Raw genomic sequence first — 18527 nt, 5'->3', positions numbered from 1 at the left:
GCCTCAGAGAGCGGCGATTTCCTCTTCGATGCGGCCGGCCACTTCTGCCCAGGTCAGAATGCCGTCTCGCCAGTTCTCCTCATGCGGCATGGAAGCGGCCCTTGCCACCTTGCCCGTCCAGTCGGGCTCGCCATGCTGGCCGTAGCAAACCAGATTGGCGCGGCTACCCTCCAGCAGGTTCGGTACCATGATTGGCAGAAGGCAATAGCTGTATTGCTGCAGCTTCAGGCTGGACTGGGCGAGGTAGAGCTCGCGCTCGCTGAGCCGGTAGGGGGCAATCCCGAAATTTGCGAACTTGATGAACGGTATTATGTCCAGGAACGGCTTTTCGCCGTAGACCACCGCGTTCGCCGGCAGATCCTCGGGTATTCCCGCGCCAAAGAAATGGAAGGTCACATTCGGACTGCTCGACGCCATCGCCACGACCGCTTCGCGATCGAAGAGCATATTTCCGACGGACACGGCGTTTTTCGTTCCCGCCGCGAAGGGTGAGGTATCGCATGCGTCGAAGCCAGCCTTGTCGATGCCCTGCGGGATATAGACGACGCGGCTTTTCGGCGGCAGGTGTTCAGCCATCTTCGGAGACGGAACGATAACACGATCAAATTGCGGCGACACGCGCTGTTCCAGGGCCTGGAGATAGGTCGACGCGCCCACCGTATCCAGCCGATCCCGGTTGAAGTAAAGCGTGCGGGCGCGGGGATTGAAGCGGCGGACGGCATCGAAGAAGGCGATCGCCGTGCCGGACTCGATCGCCACGACATCCGCGTCGCGGATCGCTTCACGGAAGAAGCCCGGCAACAGGTTGCCATAGAGCGGGAAAAATAGGGCGGTCAGCCTGTTGATATGGGCGTTGCCGGAACTGAACGGATGGAGCGGCGGCAGGTAGCAGGCCGATCGATATCGCGGGCGGCTTTCGACGAAGCGGTTTTTCTGATCGGCCGAGAGTTGCGCGTGCAGTTCCGGCTTCTTGAGGGCGGTGAGGCGGCTGTAGCCGACGCTGATCGTCGAGACATCATGCCCCCGCTCGGCAAGCGCCTCCGAGACGAAATGCACACTGGTCTTGCGTGTCGTCGGCAGAAACGCGTGCGTCGAGAGGAACAGGAATTTCATCGGTTCGTCATGTCTCGGCCGATCCGTGCGCCGGCGTGAGCGTCTGCTTCCATTTCGCACCCAGCATCGCGTCATATTCGTCGGCAACGCAACCCTTGAAACCGCCACCCGGATAGAGCGTCAGTTCGCCGACATAGATGCGCCCTTCGCAAATGTAGAGGTCGACACGCATGAAGTCGCTATCGGCGGCAATCCCTTTCACTACCTCGATCATCTCCGGCAACTGATCCGGTTTGGACAGTGCAGGGTAGGACCGGTAGTAGCCGGTGTCGAACTCCATTCGTTGCCAATCGGGCGTATAGTTGCACTCGTAGCCTTCGCCGCCGCGTCGAAGCCGGACTTCAATATGGGAAATTTGACCGTTAAACACGAAGAATCGGAAATCGTCCGGGGCATCCCCGTGCTCGACCAACATTTTCTCGATGATGATCAGCGGCTTGAACTGGCCGTAGGCCCACTCGCGATTGATGCGGTGGTACTTGAGATTCAGCCATTCCCCGGTGGGATTCGCGGATAAAAGCGCGTCAATATCCGCCTGCCGGTGAAGGAAGGCGCCGCATCCGGACGCATGTGTGGGTTTGACGACCGCTGGCAAGGGCACGTTCGACCAGTCGACCGTCGTCAAATCCTCGCCCGCCCAATATGTTGGAACGACGTAGCGCTCACCCACTCGATCCGCGATCAGTTTTTTAGCGCCATGCTTGTCGACCATCACGGGGTAAAGCGGGTTTCGGTCGTAAAGTTTGCGGACCTGGACCTTCTCGCTGAACAGCGTCGGACGATCGAGATCAGGGAAGCGCCCGGCCATAGAGAAGTATTTCCAGCGCAGATAAGGCCGGTCCGGCAACCTTGAAATCAGGCGCCAGAACAGATGCTGCAGCTTTGTTTTCAGCCAGCTTTCGTGATGCGAGGAAAGGGAAATGTCGGGCATCGGGGATCCTTCGCGAACTATGTCAGTCCGCATCTTCCACGCTAACGTCGCATCATTAAGCCCCGGTTAAGTGTGCACCGCAAAGAAAAAGGCGGCATGCGAAAGGGAAACAGAATATTAAACCCGAAGGACTACGGCTTATGGGTGTGCTGTCCGATGCAGGACGCCGCCGGCGCCACGGAGACGTTTCCCAGCCCATGCAGTCTATGCTGAGCTCATCGCTGATCAATACCGCTGCCGGTCTGCTGTCACTGGTCGCGGGACTTGGGAGCAGCGTGCTCGTGGCGCGACTGCTTGGTGTCGAGGGAGCCGGTCTCGTCGCCTATGCGCTCTGGATCATGTCACTTGCAACGCTCGTGTCAGGCTTCGGCATGCCGCACACCGTTCTGCGCTTTATCGCGCGCACCGAGGGTGGACCTGAAGGTGGTGGCCTGGTTAACGTTCTGACACGCCGTTTCGCGCTTTCGACGGGGATAGTCGGAGCAGCACTCTGCGCCTACGCGATCTGGATCGGCCTTCAGGGAAATGGCGAGAGCAGTCTTATGTGGATTGCGACGACCGTACTGTTCCTGACCTATGGCTACTCGACGATGGCGCTCGCCGCAGCCGAAGGGCTTGGCCGGTTTCGTGAAAGCACTTTCTACGCCGCCGTCGGATCGTTGATTCAACCGTTTTCCGTTCTTGTTGGCGGCCTGCTGCTTGGGCCGGCTGGTGCGATTTTCGGCCACGCTCTTCGCCACCTGCCGCAAGCGCTGTCATTGCGCCGCTACATGAGCAAGGGACCGGCAGCGCCATCTGTCGTCACACCCGCCATGCGCCGCTACGCCCGCGACAACTGGCTGTCGGGCGGGTTGTCGGCCATCTTGAGTTCTCGCATCGAACTTGCGTTGATCGGCCTGTTCTTCACGCTTTCCGATGTCGGTTTCTACAGTATCGGGATCACTATGAGCGGCATGGTTATCCAGGTCGCGCTCTTTCTGGTCGCGACGCTCGTTCCCTATCTCGGGCATCATTACGATCGTGGCGACAGGGAAGCCCTGACGCGCGTTTTCAATCGCAGCCTGCTTGGCATGACGATCGTGCTTGCGCCTATCAGTTTCGGGGGAGCTGCCATTGCCCCGGTTCTTATCCCGTTCCTGTTCGGAGCAGAGTTTACTCCGTCCATATCCGTTTCTGTTGTTCTCCTGGTTTTCTGCCTGTCGCAGGCACTTGAATATGTTCCGGGACGACTGCTGCTGGCGACGGAGCGCAGCAGCGAGGCGTTGCGGCTGTCGATCGTCAGCGGACTGATATCGGTCATACTGCTGATGCTGGTGGTGCCACGTTATGGCGGTGAGGGCGCGGCCTGGGCGAAGGGAGCAGTGTCGGTCGGCACCATGGTCTTCTACGCTATCTTCTGCAAACGCGTGCTGGGGGTATCGTTCAGGCTCGCGGGTCTCTTCAAGGTCCTTGCGGCGGCGGCGCTCTGCGCTGCGGCTGCGCGCGCCTGCATGTGGTGGTTGCCTGGACCATCCGGCATGTTGCTTGGCATCGTCGCAGGTGCCGTCGTTTACGGCGTCGGTCTTTTGGCCTTGACTGCCATTCCAGCCGAGGACCGCGCAATGATTGCGGATTGGGCTGCTGGTCGAATTCCAAATCGTTTCGCCGGTATCCTGCGTTACGCCTTGCTGGTTCGGTGACGGTGGCCATGTCGACAGTCAAGAAAAACAGCGCCGCGCGGATCGAGGGCTCTGTCACGCAATGGGCTGAAATTCCGATCGCCTTTGCCGGAATGGTGGGCCATTTCGGGCCGGGTGGCGGGCCGGTTGGAATCGTCATCTGCGGTCCCTGGGGTTTCGACCAGCTGTGTGCGCGCAAGTTTCATCGCGTGCTGGCCGCTTCTATAGCCTCGCGTGGATATCCGACGCTCCGCTTCGATTATCCCGGTGAGGGTGATGCCCCAGCCGTGAAGGGTGGCGCTGATTTGGAAAGCTGGATCGAAGGCGCTGTGTCTGCGGGCCACGAATTGCGTCGCCTTTCGGGTTGCGGCTCCGTGATTTTCTATGGGTTGGGGCTCGGCGGGGCGATTGCCCTGGCTGCGGCCGAGCGCTTCAACGCCACATCCGGCGTCGTGCTTGCGGTGCCGGCACTCAATGGTCGCCGGTTTCTCCGCGAGACCGGCCTGCGCGAACGGGTCATTGTCGAAGACCTCGGCATCACCCTCGATTATCCCGAGGGTAGCGTCTCGCTGGCCGGTTTCATCCTGCCGACAGGTGTCGCGGCAGAGCTAAAATCCTTTGGCGTAGAGGGTCGCGGCCTGAAAGACGGTACGCCACTGCTTTTCCTCAAACGTCCGGAGAACGCCACCGACGAACAGGTCCTTCAGGGGCTGCGCGAGGCCGGACATGCCGTCGATGTGGCTACCTTTCCGGGCTACGGCGAGATGATGAACGGGCTCAATGTGTCGGTGACGCCGCCTGAACCGATTGGAGCTGTCGTTGAATGGATCGCGGCTCGCTGGCCCATTGCGGATTCTGTCGGGCGGCAGGTGACGCCGGATCTGCCCGCTCCTTCGATAGAGGACGGGAGTTATATCGAGACACCGCTGCTGATTGGAGCAGAGCCCAGGTTGTTCGGTGTGTTGTGCGAGCCACGGGATCTCGAACCGCGCGCGACTGTGGTGTTCGTCAACATGGCCTATACGTACCACATTGGCTGGGGCTGCCTCTGGGTGGATGCCGCGCGGACACTGGCGGCCGATGGCATCCGGTCGCTGCGCGTCGATCTTTCCAATATCGGCGACAGTCCGGCGCGACCTGGGACACCCGAACAGGTCGTCTATGCCTCCGCCCAGCAGCACGATCTCAGGGAGGCGGTAGACGCGCTTCAACAGGAGAATTGCGGACCGGTCTATCTGATCGGAACCTGCAGCGGTGCCTATGCGGCACTGAGTTTCGCGGGCGCCAACAGTGACATTGCCGGTGTGGTTAGCGTAAACCAGTTGAGGCTGATCTGGGACGAAGATGAGGATGTCGAGGAGACGCTTCGGGCCGGAGCAAGGCCTCTGGCCGACTACCAGCGACGTGCGTTCAGCCTTGGGACCTATCGCCGACTGTTGGACGGCGACATCGATGTCCGGCGCGCTATCGGCAATCTTCTTCGCCTCGTTGCCGGCCGTCTTGTCCGCGGACTTGCGCCTTATCTCGGGAGGCTCACAAAGCTCGGACGCTTCCGCGCAACGCTATTTGGCATGCTGCGGGACATGAAAGCCCGTGGCGCCCGCGTGACTTTTGTAGGCTGCCGGATCGATGGAAGTCTGGACGAACTCGCCCGCTATTTCGGCGGCGACCTCGCCGGCCTCAAATCATTCGACAATATCGACCTTCAGATCATCGAGGAAACGGACCACATGCTCACACCGCTTTCGGCCCGCCGACAACTGGTCGATATCATTCGAAGCGTCGCCCGGGCGGACAGAAGCGCTCGGGATTTCACGCAAACTTAACTGCGCCCGCGCTAAGCTCTGGGTGCGGCGGTCTTCCCGCGCCGGGCTATGGCGCGGGTCGTTTTCATTTTCAGGGACCAAAAGGCAGCTGTGTTTCCATGGCAATCTACCTCATCAACATGGACCGCGACACGGACCGGCTGGAGCACATGACGCGACAGCTCGACGGGCTGGCGTTCGAGCGGCTGCCGGCTTTCGACGGTCGCCGATTGACCGACGAGGAGCTTGCTGTGATCCGCGCCGAGCGGCCGGGAGCAAGCTGGTCGCGCGGCCAGGTCGGCTGCTTCTTCAGCCACGTCGAAGCATGGGCAAAGATTGCCGCCGGCGACGACCCGTACGGCGTTGTGCTCGAGGACGACCTGCATCTGTCCGGGGACTTTGGAAAATTTGCGGCGCTCTACACGATTGCCGGCTTTCCGACTGATGCGGACATCGTCAGACTGGAGTCCACCACTAACTCGGTGCTGCTAGGACCATCCACGCTCGACGCGGACGGTCGCTCGCTGCGACGTATCCGGTCGTCCACCTGGTGCACTGGCGCCTATCTGCTGTCGAAATCGGCGGCGGCAAAGCTCCTTGCCCTCGACAAGAGCACGCACACCGTCGCCGACTATTTTCTGTTTTGCTACGAAGCGTCGCCCGTGCCGGAACTCCTCAACATCTATCAGTTGACGCCTGCGGTGGCGATACAGGACAAGTTCGCCAACCCGGAGACCACGACGTTTACCACCACCATCGACACCGGTCCCGGTGATGTGGAGCGGCTCACACCCTCTGTCCTGCTGCGCAAGATCATGCGCTTCCTGCGCGGCTACCGCCGCGTCACAGCGCGGTGATCGTCTCGCTAAAAGGCCTGCGCGTCAGACGGGAGGATGCAAGAAGGCCGGCATTCGTGCGTTCTCCCCCGCATTTGTGAGGAACAGGCGCGCCGTGTCGAGCGCCTCGCGGATCGTCACGTCCATATCGAGATACCGATAGGTTCCCAGGCGCCCGACGAATGTAATGCCGTCTTCCCGCTCGGCGCGAGCGACATAGGCGGCCAACTGTTCCTTCTCCTTCACCAGCCGGATCGGGTAATAGGGGATGTCGTCGAGACCGCACTCGCGTGAGAATTCGCGGTAGCAGACGGAGCCCTTGTGCTCCTCCCACGGAGAGAAGTGCTTGTGCTCGGTGATGCGGGTGTAGGGGACGGAGACGTCGCCATAGTTCATCACCGCGCAGCCCTGATAGTCGCCGTCATAGGTGAAGCGTTCGAAGTCGAGGGTGCGATAGCCGAGTTGGCCGAGTTCATAGCCGAAATAGCCGTCGAGCGGGCCTGAATAGAACACATGGCCGTATTCACTCACCTGGTCCCGGCCGAATCGCGTGCCGAGGTGAACGGTGATGCGCGGATGATCGAGGATTCCGGCGACCATCTCGGTGTAGCCGTTTTCCGGCATGCCCTGGAACTTGTGGAAGAAATAGTTGTCGTCGTAGTTGAAGCGGACCGGCAGGCGCTTCAGGACCGAGGCCGGCAGGTCTTTGGGCGAGCAGCCCCACTGCTTCTGCGTATAGCCTTTCAGAAAGGCCTCGTAGAGATCGTTGCCGACGAAGCGAAGCGCCTGTTCCTCGAAGGTCTGCGGATCCTCGATCGTCGTATCCGCTTGCGTTTCGATGAAGGCGCGCGCCTCGTCCGGGCGAAGCGTCTTGCCGAAGAACTGGTTGATGGTGTGCAGGTTGATCGGCAGGGAATAGACCTGCCCGCCGCTCGTCGTCTTCACCCGGTTCTTGTAGGGCAGAAAGGCCTGGAAGCGGTTGACGTAGTTCCAGACCTCAGCGTCATCGGTATGAAAGATATGCGGTCCGTAGACATGGACCATCACCCCCGTCTCCGGATCGCGCTCGGTATGGCAGTTGCCCGCGATGTGGTCGCGACTGTCGAAAATCTCGACCTCGTAACCGGCTTCCGCAAGTTCCCGGCCGATCACGGCGCCGGAAAGGCCGGCGCCGACGGCGGCTATCTTCCTGTATGACATCGTGCCCCCACGTCCTGTCGCGTCGTAATCCCGGGTCTCAGGCCTTCGGCTCGGTCCAGAGGCGTCTGTCGCGCATCAGGGGTTCGTATTCGTTCCACTTCACCAGCTTGTCGAGATAGCGCTGGCGGTAGGTCGTGTCATCCTCGAACTCGACGTTTTCGGCGAGGATCTCGCGCCCGACCTCGTAATAGACGTCTAGGTTCCGCAGGTCCGGAACCGGCGTCTCGCCACGCTCGCATTCGCCCTGCATGTCCCAGTAGATCTCCTCGAGCCGCTTGGCGAGGCCCGGCATGTCGCGGAGCACGCTCGCTTCGCGCTGGTCGGCGATCGCCTGGCGGATTTTCGTCAGGCTTTCCGGATTGCGCGCGAAGCCGATGGCGCGCTCGACATACTCCTCGGGTGACGAGCAGATCAATTCCGGTGCGCCGGCGGCGTTGACGATGCTGGCGCAGAAGCGGGACGCAAAGCTCTTGCCCGGCATGGTGAGCACCGGCAGGCCCGAGGTGATCGCGTCGGCGGCGGTCGAGTGAGCGCCGTAGGGGAAGGTGTCGAGAAACAGGTCGGCAACGCCGATGCGGGCGAGGTGCAGCGGGTTCGGCGTCTTCTTGGCGAAAACCAGTCGCTCCGGCTCGACACCGGCGTCACCGGCCAGCTTGCGCAAGCGTTGGTTGACGTCCTCGTCGCCGACCAGCAGCCAGAGAATGCTGCCCGGCGTCGCCTTCAGGATTTCCATCCACCGGGCGAAGGTCTTCTCGGTGATCTTCTGCATGCCGTTGAAGCAGGCGTAGACGAAGGCGTCTTCCGGCAGGCCGACATCCTTGCGCGACGGACGCGGCGCGATCGGGCGCTTACGGTCGAGCGGCTGGTCGCAGGCAATGCGGAAAACCTTCTCCGTGTAGTAGATCTCGTTTTCCGGCGGCACGATGGTGTCGTCGGTGATCATGTACTGATGGAACGGCGTCGCCATGGTGCCCGGATAGCCGCAGAAATTGACGATGACCGGTGCCGGACGATAGGCAAAGATCTTCGTGCGGGCATGTTTGGTGTAGCCGTTGACGTCGACGAGCACGTCGATCTCGTCGGAGACGATCAGGCGTGCGGCATCCACGTCGCTCATCGCTGTGATGTCGCGCCAGGTGTGAACCGCGGCCTTGATGCGGTTCTGGGTGGAATCAGCCGGACGGTTCTCGCCGGAATAATAAGCGAACACCTCGACATTGCTGGAATCGTGCAGTTCGAAGACTTCACAGAGCGCGAAGCCGACGGCGTGTTCGCGGAGGTCCGACGAGACATAGCCGACGCGCAGGCGCTGTCCGGTACCGGTCTTGTGGCGCACGGGCTTGCGCTGGACGGCGGAAAGGTCCGGGCGGCCAACGAGGTGTTTGTAGTAGCGATAGGCCTTGGCGAGCTGGAAGATCGGGTCGTCGGCATAGTTTGCGAGCGTCAGCGGTGACATCGCGTCGATCAACTGGCGGATCGAGACGTGTTCTGACGAGACGAGGGCCGGCCACTTGCACTGGCGCTGGCGCAGCGCAGTCCAGTGCTGTCCGGCCTCGGTACGGTCCGGATGCAGTTCGATCGCCTGCCAGAGTGCGTTTTCGGCTTCCTCGAGGATTGCGGCACCTTCCAGCACACGACCGATGTGCTGCAGGCTCATGTGCTTGTGTGACAGGCGGTCCGGCGTTACGTCGGCCGTCAGCTGCACATACTGGCGCCACTGCTCGATCGCCTTGGCGGCCTGGCCGGCATCCTCAAGCGCTCGGCCAAGATTGATGTGGCCGGGGCCGAACAGCGGGTTTTGCTTGATCGCCGTGCGCAGCGCCTGGATGGCGCCCGCCGTGTCGCCGGACTGGCTCAGCGCCACGGAATAGTTGAATAGAGCGACATGGGCGAGCGGATTACTCTCGTTAAACGCAATCCAGTTCTTGAAGAATTCCATGGCCTGCGGGCGATGTCCGCCAGCGTTGAGTGTTTCGGTAATCTGGAAGAGTTCGATGAGCGACATCTGCCCGTTACGTGCCCGATCAAGAAGATTGGGAAGCGGCGATACTTGATCTGGAGCAGGAACATTGGTGTTCATCGACATTAATCCCGAAGCAGGCGGCCTGACGGCTCTGGTTGAATCACACGCAGGAGCGTTGAACCTGCTTAGGCGCGCTAGCTTGCGTTGGACTTGCCGAAAGCATTTGTGGCCGGCGACTAAAATTTGCGGGCTGAACGAAAAAAGCCGAGACAATACATAGGGGTGAAGTGCTGAGCCGCCGCCGTGGCCGATTTTTTACTCGCTCCAGCAGTCACGCCTCACTGTTTAACCAAAAAAAGTCATGCCTTGCTTGAACTGAAAACTCTACCCCGTATTGCAGCCTCTGCTTAATTGGGCCCGAAAGGACGCCGAAATTTCTTATAAGTTTTTGATTTTTAATATTTATGCTCGGCAGCCGGGTGTTGGGCGCGTTGTTCCGATAATGGACAGTTATTTTTGCCGAAGACTGCACTTTAGGCTTCGGTTAACCCAAAATTAGCGAGTGTGGAACTAACTCTTCCTCGAGTTTCCATCTCTGCACGAATCTTTCAGGTGCGCTCAGGGTGGGAGCCGACAGTGTCTCTCCATGGGGGCGGGCACTTCTATTCAGGCGGGGGGCAGGGCGCTGTAGCGTCCTGAGCATGATGCCCTTACCAACCTGCCGGCTCGGTCGAGCCATGTTCCGTGAAAATTCATTTTGTCCGTAAGGACGCCCGAAGTGTGGATGCCCGTGGGGTGCCAGGCGACGGGGGGCAAGGATGCCGAAGGGCGCAGGATGCGTTCGAGGTTGCGACGGAGGACGTCAGTCCGACCGCGTGGCCGTGGCAGCGAGACGAACACTTTAATTTGGCCAACTTGATAGGGCGCGTCCATGACCTCGATCATCTCCTCTCTGACCGTGAACCAGATCCGGTCGCTTTCCACGAACACGATCGCATCGCTCACGAGTGACGACATCGCAGCGCTCCGCACCGATCAGGTGAAAGTGCTCTCCTCCACGCAGATCGCGGCGTTGCAGACCGACGATCTCGTTGCGTTCGACTCTGATCAGCTGGCTGCCATCTCCGCCACTGGTATCAAGGGACTGACGCTTGCGCAGCTCGATGCGCTCGACACCACCCACATCCAGAGCCTCGGCACCGCGCAGCTCGCGGCCCTGAGCTCGACCCAGTTCGCTCAGCTCGATTCCGACCAGATCGCGGCTCTCACCACCACCCAGGTCGCATCGCTCGGTTCCGCTGCCATCGCGGCTCTCAGCTCCGACGAAATCGCGACCTTCTCCTCGGATGAAATCGCGCTTCTCAACCCGAAGGCGCTTGCAGGCATCTCGACCGCCAACTTCGTCACCCTGACCACCGACCAGCTCGACGGCCTCTCCACCGGCCAGCTCGCGGCGCTCAAGACCGACCATATCGCCGTCCTGACCACCGACCAGATGGGCGCTCTGTCCACGGCGCATATCGCCGTTCTCAGCGCCGCTCAGATCGGTGCTCTCTCGACCGACAATATCGCGGTTCTGACGACCGACCAGATCGGCCAGCTCGGCACCAAGGCGATTGCGGCTCTCTCGACTGCCCAGATCTTCGCCATGGATTCCGACCAGATCGCCGCCTTGAACGCCACGCAGATCGCCGCGCTCGGCTCGGACGATCTGGCAGCCATGACGTCCGACGAAATCGGCACCTTCACGACTGACGAAATCGCCGCCATCAGCGCCAAGGCTATCGGTGCTATCTCAATTTCCGATCTGTCGACCGACCAGATCGCTGCTCTGACCACGGCGCAGGTTGCCGCGCTCAACACCAGTCAGCTGATTCCCCTCTCGAGCGACCAGCTTGGCGCACTTGCCACTGACCGGATCGCCGTCCTCAGCGCCACTCAGGTGGGAGGGATGGGCGGTTTCCTGCTTACCGGCAGCTATCTGTCCACGGACCAGGTCGCAGCACTGAGCACAAAGGCCGTCAAGGGTCTGACAACGGATCAGCTTGCTATGGCCAACACTGACAGCGTCGCCGCGCTCACGACGAGCCAGGTCGCCGTCCTCAGCTCGGAGCAAATTGGCGCACTGTCCGCGACCCAGATCGCGACCTTCAGCACCGACGAGATTGCCGCCATCAGTTCCAAGGCGGTTTCAAGCATTAACCGAGTAGCTTTTGGTGTGGACTTCTCTTCCGCCCAGATCCAAGCCTTTACAACGTCGCAGGTAGCCGCACTGGGTAACGAACAGTTGCAAGACCTTTTCGCAATTGGCAACGGCGATGCGCTGACGACCACTCAAGCGGCTGCCCTCACGGCGTCACAAATCGCCAATCTCAGCCCAATCTTCCTGGCCAGTGGTTTTTCGACCGATCAGCTCGCGGCCCTCAACCTGAAGGCAACGGCTGCGCTGACCAGCGACCAGTTCTTCTTGCTGAGCACGGATCAGGTCGACGCTCTGTCGACCGCCCAACTCGCCACGCTCAGCTCCACGGCAATCAGTGGTTTGACATCGGATGGCGTCGCCACTCTGTCGTCAGCTGACATCCAGGCGATCAGCGCCAAGGCGATCCAGGGTCTCGACATCACCGAGCTCTCCACCGACCAGGTGGCGGCTCTGACCACGGCCCAGATTGTCGGTCTTTCGACAACCCAAATCGCTGGTCTATCAACGGATCAGACTGCTGCCCTGACGACCGGCCAGGCCGCTGCCCTGACCGCAACCCAGATCGGCACCCTCTCCACCGACAACTTCGCCGAACTCGGTACCGACCGGATCGCGGCGTTGAGCTCGAAGGCGATCGCCGCCCTTTCGACGGCCCAGATCGATGCCATGAGCTCGGATCAGGCCCAGGCGTTGACCACGGCTCAGGTCAAGTCGATGACCTCGGACCAGCTTGCCGCACTGACCACCGACGACATCGTCACCTTCTCGACCGACGATATCGCCGCCATCAGCGCAAAGGCTCTCGCCGGCCTTTCGACAGACAATGTCGCAGTCCTGACGACCGATCAGGTTGGCGTTCTCACCACGCAGCAGATCGCCGCGCTCAGCACCGATCAGGTCGCGGCTCTCACGACCGACCAGGCTGGCGCGCTGACGACCGGTCAGATCGGTGCCTTCACATCGGCTGGCCTCTCCGCCATGTCGACCGACGTTCTTGCCCTCTTTGACGCCGGCGACATCGCCGCCATCAACGTCAAGGCTCTGGCCGGCATGTCGACAGGCAACTTCGCATCGCTGTCCGACACCCAGGTCGCCGCTCTGACGACCGGTCAGGTCGCCGCGCTGAAGAGCGACCAGATCGCCGTCCTTAGCTCGGACGATCTTCTGGCCCTCACCACGGACAAGATCGCGGTCCTGTCGGCAACACAGATCGCCGGGATCGACACGACCAACATCGCCCTGCTCGATACCGATCAGGTTGCTGCTCTCGCCACAAAGACGGTTGCCGGCCTCAGCACTGCTCAGGTCGACGCCATGACTTCGGAACAATTGGAGGCGCTGTCCTCCGGCCAGGTCGCCGCCCTTGGAACCGCCGCAATCGGCGCGCTCACCACCGACGACATCGTCACCTTCTCGACCGACGATATCGCCGCCATCAGCGCCAAGGCCCTGCAGTCGCTCTCGACCGACAACGTCGCCGTCCTGACGACCGACCAGGTTGTCGTGCTGACGACAACCCAGGTCGCCGCACTGACCTCCGATCAGATCACCGCCATGACCACGGACCAGATCGGCGTTCTGACCACCGGCCAGATCGGTGCGCTCAGCTCCGCTGCCTTCGGCGCAATGGGAACCGACGACCTCGCGACCTTCGACAGCGCCGATATCGCTGCGATCAACGTCAAGGCTCTGGCCGGCTTCTCGACCGGCAGCATCGCAGCGCTCAGCACAGACCAGGTTGCCGCACTGACGCTGCTCCAGGTTGCCGCGCTCAAGTCTGATCAGATTTCGGCTCTGACCACCGACCAGATCGGTGCCATGACGTCCGGCCAGATTGGTGCTCTGAGCGCCACGCAGGTTGCCTCGCTGTCGACCGACAACGTGGCACTTCTGTCCTCCGACCAGATCGGCGCTCTTGGTTCGACCCAGATTGCCGCGCTGACCACCGGCCAGATCAACGCCCTGACCACCGACCAGTTCGACATGCTCGACACGGCCCAGATCGGTGCGCTGAGCTCGACGGCTCTCGGCCAGCTCGGCACGGACGATCTCGCCACCTTCGACGCGACCGACATCGCGGCGATCAGCACGAAGGCGCTGGCCGGTCTGTCGACCACCAACGTCGCCGCGCTCTCGACCGATCAGGTTGCGGCGATCACCACCGGCCAGCTCAGCGGTCTTAGCTCGACGCAGGTCGCAGCCCTCACCACTGACCAGATCGGTGCGGTGTCCACGGCGCAGATCGGCGCAATGCGAGCAACGCAGCTTCAGGCGCTGTCGACCGACAACGTCGCGCTGCTTGACACTGCCCAGCTCGGTGCCCTGACAACGACGTTGTTCGCAGCCCTGACGTCCGATCAGGTCGGCGCACTGACATCCGACCAGGTTGCCCTGCTGACAACCGCCCAGATCGGCGTGCTCTCGGCTGCCGGCCTCGCCGCGATGTCGACGGACGACCTCGCCACCTTCGACTCGGCGGACGTCCAGGCGATCAGCGTCAAGGCGCTGCAGGGTCTCTCGACCACCTTCCTCGCCGGCATGGGAACCGACCAGGTTGCCGCCTTCTCGACGGCACAGGTCGCAGCCCTCAGCTCCGGTCAGGTTGCCGGCCTGACGACCGATCAGGTTGCCAACCTGACGACCGGCCAGGTGGCGGCGATCTCCGCTGCTCAGATCGGCGCCATGGGCACGGATCTGGTTGGCGCATTGACGACGGACCAGGTGGCCGTTCTCAGCTCGAAGGCGATCGGTGGTCTGACCACCACGCAGATCGACGCGATGTCCACCGACCAGATCGAGGCGCTGACCTCGGCTCAGGTCGCGGTTCTGAGCGCCGCGTCCATCTCGGCGATGTCGTCGGAAGATATCAATCTCTTCGCGACCGACGAGATCGCAGCGATCAGCACCAAGGCCATGGCCGGTCTGTCGAGCGACGACATCATCAACCTGGAAAGCGATCTGCTGCTGGCCCTCACGACCTCGCAGGTCGAAGCCCTCAGCGGCGACCAGGTCGACGCCATCATCGCGGCCTACAACGCGCTCTGATGACATCCGGCGCGGCACTCGCCGCGCCGTACAACACGATCAGGCGGCGGTCCGGAAACGGGCCGCCGTTTTTTCCGTTCAAGGGAATGTGGTGGGACTCAGCTGGCGCGCTGTCAGGTAGGGAAGGGCGGTCTCACCGCGGAGCGAGGACACCGGTGGCAAGCGCACGCTGGATTCCGCGCACATCGGCTCCCTTTTTCAGGGTTCTCTGAATCGGCTCATTCGACCCGGACACCCACACCTTCAGTTCGGAGTCCAGATCGAAGGTGCCGGCCGTTTCCACTGAAAAACGCGTGACGGCACGGTAAGGGATGGAGAGGTAGTCCACCTTGCTCCCAGTCATCCCCTGGATGTCGACAAGGATCAACCGCCATTGCGTGAAGACGAAAAAGTCGCGAATGACCCTGTAGGCGAGCTCCGCCCGTTCTCCGTCGATCAGCACGCCATCAAGGCGTTTTGCCAGATCTGCCGGATCAACGCTGCTTCCGTGGCCGAGCAGTCCGTCGAACAATCCCATGATAGTCCTCCTCGTGTGCGACACGGGCAGGGTTAACGCGGATATGCGGATTTTTTAAGATTTGGCGCACCCGACAGGATTCGAACCTGTGACCTTTGGAATCGGAATCCAACACTCTATCCAGCTGAGCTACGGGTGCGCTGGCGGCGATTTGTAGCCGCGAGGGGTTCATAGCGCAGACCGGAGCCGGCTTCAACGGCAAAAATCCATTGGTTACCCGAAGTATGCGTTGCAGCCGCCGCTCAGTGGGATGCAGGTGCCAAAACGCGGATTCTCATTCCAATTTCCCCTATTTAAGTTGTTTTTTTTTGAACAAATGTTGCGCTGGCGGCTTGTTCTGGCAGCGCCGTCCTGTAGGCTCGCTGCTGCATTTGGCGGGATACCGAAGGGGCGGTCGATCGCACGGATGGGGGAACAAGAAGATTGAATCATGTTTGAAAACGAAATCATAGAATCGTCTGGCGCGAAAATTGATTTTTCAGCCATGGCCGAGTTTGTCGGCTATCGTCTCCGTCGTGCCCAACTTGTCGTTTACCAGGACTTCAACGAAGCATTCGCCGCAAAGGGACTGCGGCCTGCGGACTTTGCCGTTCTGCTGCTGCTCTCCAAGAATCCGGGGCTCAAACAGAGCGAAGTGGCCGAAGCTTTGGGTATCCAGCGCGCCAATTTCGTGGCGATCGTCGATGGGCTCGAGCAGAAGGGCCTGGCGGAGCGGCGCAAGTCGGAAACGGACCGACGTGTCCAGTCGCTCTACATCACGCCGGGCGGGCTCGACTATCTCGACGAGATCCAGCCGATCCTGCGCGACCACGAGGAGCGCATCATCGCGCGTCTCGGCGGACGCGAGGCGCGCGACCGCCTCAACGAGTATCTGCTGAAACTCTACGACTGACGACGCCGCGCGGCGGAGTAAACCGCCGCCGAGGGCGGGATCTGCCGCAGCGCGTCGTCGATCAGGGCATTGGCCAGCATCATGCGCACCGTTGCCTGTGTGCGGTAGCGCGTGGGAACCCTGTCCGGATGATTCAGGCGGGCGAATTCGCGCCGCAAGACGGTGAGCCTGGCGGCGTCGTCGCCTGGACTGATGCCCAAATCCTCCCTCACTTCCTTTTCGGTGATCCGCCTCAGATGGGGCGGCATGGGTGGTGGTGTGTCGGCAATCTCGACGGCGGCGGCGGGTCTCTCACCTGCGACAATCGCATCCTGATAGGGATTGTGATGAAGAAGATGTTCTTCCGCCTCATCCTCAACCTGCGGAGCTGTGGCAAGAAAGCTTGCGGAAACGCCCGACCCGCGGCCTCGTCGCCTCGGGGCAATATCTTCCGTTTCAAACTCCGGCGGCCGCTCAGCCGATAGCCGGTCGACAACGGACTGAAACAGCGATTTTCCGAACAACATGGCGCGATCCTCTCGCAGCCATTTCAGCGCGGCAACATGGTGTCAGGCTTGCGCAGCAACAGACATCAGCTCTGCGACTGGCTCTGGCTTTGGCCGGTTGCCTCGACCACGACCGATACCGAAAGGTCTTCGTCGCCCGGCCGGCCGATCCGCATGCCCGATATCGGTGCGGCATCCGCATAGGACAGACCGGTGGCCAGCCGCACGTAACGGTCGTCAGGGCATAGGTTGTTAGCCGCGTCGAAGCCGACCCAGCCCAGTCCCTGGAGATACATCTCCGCCCAGGCATGGCTTGCTGGCTGGTCGTGGGTGCCGGCCGTCAGCAGGTAGCCGGAGACATAGCGTGCCGGTATGGCGAGTGCTCGGGCGACGGCGATCATCACGTGCGCATGATCCTGGCACACGCCGGAGCCCGCTTCCAGCGCCTGTTCGGCAGTGGTTTCCGTTCCTGTGGTGCCGGGAATGTAGGATACCGCCTCGCTCACGGCCTTCATCAGCGCATGCATGCGGGCCAGATCGTTGTCCTGGGGCAGGGCGCGAACGAGTTCGCGGACAAGTTTGCCCGCCTTCGTTCGCGGTGTATCGCGCAGATAAAGCCAGAGCGGCACGTAGCCCTGGTGAGGGCCGAAAACACCCGCCTTGTCATGGGTTTCCACCTCGCCGCTCGCCACGATATTGACCGTATGGGTATCACCCTCGGTCGACACCAGATGGACGTGATTGCCGAACTGGTCGTTGAAGCCGGCTTCCACGTTTGCGCCATCGACGACGATGGTCCAGCTGATGACATTCTGCACGGGACCGGAGCAGGGCGTCAGGCGGAGACGCTGCAGCGAATAGCTGACCGGGGTGTCGTAACGGTATTCCGAGGTGTGGGTGATCTTGAGACGCATGATTTACCCTCTGCCTCAGATGTAGAAGCGGTAGCCGTCGCTGATTTCCGCGCCCAGCCGATTGTTTCGTGTCACGAAATCCTCAAGGAATTCGTGGAGGCCCTGATCCATGATCGCCTCGATGGTGGTCGACTGTAACATTTTGCGGATGGAATCGGCCGTGTCGTGGGCGGCGAGGCGCTCCCCGTATCCCTTGGCGATATACCCGAGATTCGAAACGATCTTCTCGTAGGAATAGGCCAGAGAACGTGGCATCTGCCCGTTGAGGATCAGGAAGTCGGCGATGTTGGCCGGCCGGTATTCGCCATCGTAGACCCAGCGATAGGAGCGGTGCGCCGAGACCGAGCGCAGGATAGATTCCCACTGCATGTTATCGATCGAACTGCCGACGTGGGTGATGGCAGGCAGGAGGACGTAATACTTGACGTCCAGGATGCGGCTGGTGTTGTCAGCGCGCTCGATGAAGGTGCCGATGCGAGCAAAGTTGTATATCTCGTTGCGCAGCATGGACCCATGGAAGGCGCCACGGATCAGACCCGCCCGGCGCTTGATGGTGTCGATCACCTCCGGCAGGTCAGCCGATTTCAGCTTGCGGCCGAGCACCTGTTTGAGTTCGATCCAGCATTCATTGGTCGCCTCCCAGGTTTCCCGCGTCAGCGCCGTGCGAACCATGCGGGCATTGTTGCGACCCGATTCGATGCAGGACAGCACGCTCGAGGGGTTGGAGCGGTCGCGCATCAAGTAGTCGATGGCGTCTGCCGCCGGGACCTTGCCTGTGGCGTCGCAAAAGCTCTCGCGCACGCCGGCACTTTGCAGCACGCCGTCCCAGTCATCATCGGCGGCGGTGGACCGTGTCAGCGACATCCGGAGGCCGGCATCCACCAGGCGTGCTATGTTTTCGGCCCGTTCGATATAGCGGAACATCCAGTAGAGGCCGTTTGCAGTTCTTCCAAGCATCACCATGG

General features: G+C 61.3%; 13 protein-coding genes and 1 tRNA gene. 5 read left to right on the top strand and 9 right to left on the bottom strand.

What is annotated here, in order from left to right; genetic code table 11:
* Window positions 1-3: 3 nt before the first annotated feature.
* Window positions 4-1113, bottom strand: coding sequence for a glycosyltransferase (locus J5J09_RS15800; RefSeq protein WP_208552097.1), 1110 nt, complete (start codon window positions 1111-1113; stop codon window positions 4-6).
* A 7-nt stretch (window positions 1114-1120) separates the two neighbouring features.
* Window positions 1121-2044 carry an ATP-grasp fold amidoligase family protein gene (locus J5J09_RS15795; protein ID WP_246745856.1) on the bottom strand — a complete coding sequence of 308 codons (924 nt, stop codon included), beginning with the start codon at window positions 2042-2044 and terminating at the stop codon, window positions 1121-1123.
* A 197-nt stretch (window positions 2045-2241) separates the two neighbouring features.
* On the opposite strand from J5J09_RS15795, the gene J5J09_RS15790 reads away from it, so the two are divergent.
* The 3 genes from J5J09_RS15790 to J5J09_RS15780 all read left to right on the top strand — a co-directional run bounded on the left by J5J09_RS15790 (window position 2242) and on the right by J5J09_RS15780 (window position 6364).
* On the top strand, window positions 2242-3723 hold the full coding sequence (locus J5J09_RS15790) for an oligosaccharide flippase family protein (RefSeq protein WP_208552094.1): 1482 nt from the start codon (window positions 2242-2244) through the stop codon (window positions 3721-3723).
* 8 nt (window positions 3724-3731) lie between these two features.
* Complete coding sequence (locus J5J09_RS15785; RefSeq protein WP_208552092.1) at window positions 3732-5528, top strand: alpha/beta hydrolase; 1797 nt, start codon at window positions 3732-3734, stop codon at window positions 5526-5528.
* Window positions 5529-5626: 98 nt separating this feature from the next.
* Entirely contained in the window at window positions 5627-6364 is a 738-nt protein-coding gene (locus tag J5J09_RS15780; protein ID WP_208552089.1) for a glycosyltransferase family 25 protein, read from the top strand.
* 24 nt (window positions 6365-6388) lie between these two features.
* On the opposite strand, the gene J5J09_RS15775 is transcribed toward J5J09_RS15780, so the two are convergent.
* Window positions 6389-7543 (bottom strand): UDP-galactopyranose mutase, encoded by a 1155-nt coding sequence (locus J5J09_RS15775; protein WP_208552087.1) that lies wholly within the window; start codon window positions 7541-7543, stop codon window positions 6389-6391.
* Between the two features lie 37 nt (window positions 7544-7580).
* The gene (locus tag J5J09_RS15770; RefSeq protein WP_208552084.1) at window positions 7581-9629 is read right to left on the bottom strand and encodes a glycosyl transferase; all 2049 of its coding nucleotides are present in this window, start codon (window positions 9627-9629) and stop codon (window positions 7581-7583) included.
* An 808-nt stretch (window positions 9630-10437) separates the two neighbouring features.
* Here J5J09_RS15770 and J5J09_RS15765 point away from each other — a divergent pair.
* Entirely contained in the window at window positions 10438-14754 is a 4317-nt protein-coding gene (locus tag J5J09_RS15765) for a hypothetical protein (RefSeq protein WP_208552081.1), read from the top strand.
* 133 nt (window positions 14755-14887) lie between these two features.
* On the opposite strand, the gene J5J09_RS15760 is transcribed toward J5J09_RS15765, so the two are convergent.
* Window positions 14888-15271 (bottom strand): PH domain-containing protein, encoded by a 384-nt coding sequence (locus J5J09_RS15760; RefSeq protein ID WP_208552077.1) that lies wholly within the window; start codon window positions 15269-15271, stop codon window positions 14888-14890.
* Between the two features lie 62 nt (window positions 15272-15333).
* Window positions 15334-15410: transfer RNA gene (locus J5J09_RS15755), tRNA-Arg, on the bottom strand.
* A gap of 291 nt (window positions 15411-15701) precedes the next feature.
* On the opposite strand from J5J09_RS15755, the gene J5J09_RS15750 reads away from it, so the two are divergent.
* On the top strand, window positions 15702-16163 hold the full coding sequence (locus J5J09_RS15750) for a MarR family transcriptional regulator (protein ID WP_246745855.1): 462 nt from the start codon (window positions 15702-15704) through the stop codon (window positions 16161-16163).
* Here J5J09_RS15750 and J5J09_RS15745 read toward each other — a convergent pair.
* From J5J09_RS15745 to J5J09_RS15735, 3 genes are all read right to left on the bottom strand, one after another.
* Entirely contained in the window at window positions 16154-16669 is a 516-nt protein-coding gene (locus tag J5J09_RS15745; RefSeq protein ID WP_208552075.1) for a hypothetical protein, read from the bottom strand. The genes J5J09_RS15750 and J5J09_RS15745 overlap by 10 nt on opposite strands.
* 65 nt (window positions 16670-16734) lie before the next feature.
* Window positions 16735-17562 carry a transglutaminase family protein gene (locus J5J09_RS15740; RefSeq protein ID WP_208552073.1) on the bottom strand — a complete coding sequence of 276 codons (828 nt, stop codon included), beginning with the start codon at window positions 17560-17562 and terminating at the stop codon, window positions 16735-16737.
* Window positions 17563-17577: 15 nt separating this feature from the next.
* Complete coding sequence (locus tag J5J09_RS15735; protein ID WP_208553604.1) at window positions 17578-18519, bottom strand: alpha-E domain-containing protein; 942 nt, start codon at window positions 18517-18519, stop codon at window positions 17578-17580.
* Window positions 18520-18527 lie beyond the last annotated feature (8 nt).

This window comes from Ciceribacter sp. L1K22 (genome assembly GCF_017599385.1).
Classification (GTDB): Bacteria; Pseudomonadota; Alphaproteobacteria; order Rhizobiales; family Rhizobiaceae; genus Allorhizobium.
The sequence above is the reverse complement of the archived record's forward strand: the minus strand, read 5'-3'. Positions and strand labels throughout refer to the sequence as shown.

Excerpts from the sequence above, each read along its gene's own strand:
- J5J09_RS15795 (WP_246745856.1), bottom strand. The coding sequence starts at position 2,044 with ATGCCCGACATTTCCCTTTCCTCGCATCACGAAAGCTGGCTGAAAACA.
- J5J09_RS15770 (WP_208552084.1), bottom strand. The coding sequence starts at position 9,629 with ATGTCGATGAACACCAATGTTCCTGCTCCAGATCAAGTATCGCCGCTT.
- J5J09_RS15740 (WP_208552073.1), bottom strand. The coding sequence starts at position 17,562 with ATGCGTCTCAAGATCACCCACACCTCGGAATACCGTTACGACACCCCG.
- J5J09_RS15760 (WP_208552077.1), bottom strand. The coding sequence starts at position 15,271 with ATGGGATTGTTCGACGGACTGCTCGGCCACGGAAGCAGCGTTGATCCG.
- J5J09_RS15800 (WP_208552097.1), bottom strand. The coding sequence starts at position 1,113 with ATGAAATTCCTGTTCCTCTCGACGCACGCGTTTCTGCCGACGACACGC.
- J5J09_RS15790 (WP_208552094.1), top strand. The coding sequence starts at position 2,242 with ATGCAGTCTATGCTGAGCTCATCGCTGATCAATACCGCTGCCGGTCTG.
- J5J09_RS15780 (WP_208552089.1), top strand. The coding sequence starts at position 5,627 with ATGGCAATCTACCTCATCAACATGGACCGCGACACGGACCGGCTGGAG.
- J5J09_RS15785 (WP_208552092.1), top strand. The coding sequence starts at position 3,732 with ATGTCGACAGTCAAGAAAAACAGCGCCGCGCGGATCGAGGGCTCTGTC.
- J5J09_RS15775 (WP_208552087.1), bottom strand. The coding sequence starts at position 7,543 with ATGTCATACAGGAAGATAGCCGCCGTCGGCGCCGGCCTTTCCGGCGCC.
- J5J09_RS15750 (WP_246745855.1), top strand. The coding sequence starts at position 15,702 with ATGTTTGAAAACGAAATCATAGAATCGTCTGGCGCGAAAATTGATTTT.
- J5J09_RS15735 (WP_208553604.1), bottom strand. The coding sequence starts at position 18,519 with ATGCTTGGAAGAACTGCAAACGGCCTCTACTGGATGTTCCGCTATATC.
- J5J09_RS15745 (WP_208552075.1), bottom strand. The coding sequence starts at position 16,669 with ATGTTGTTCGGAAAATCGCTGTTTCAGTCCGTTGTCGACCGGCTATCG.
- J5J09_RS15765 (WP_208552081.1), top strand. The coding sequence starts at position 10,438 with ATGACCTCGATCATCTCCTCTCTGACCGTGAACCAGATCCGGTCGCTT.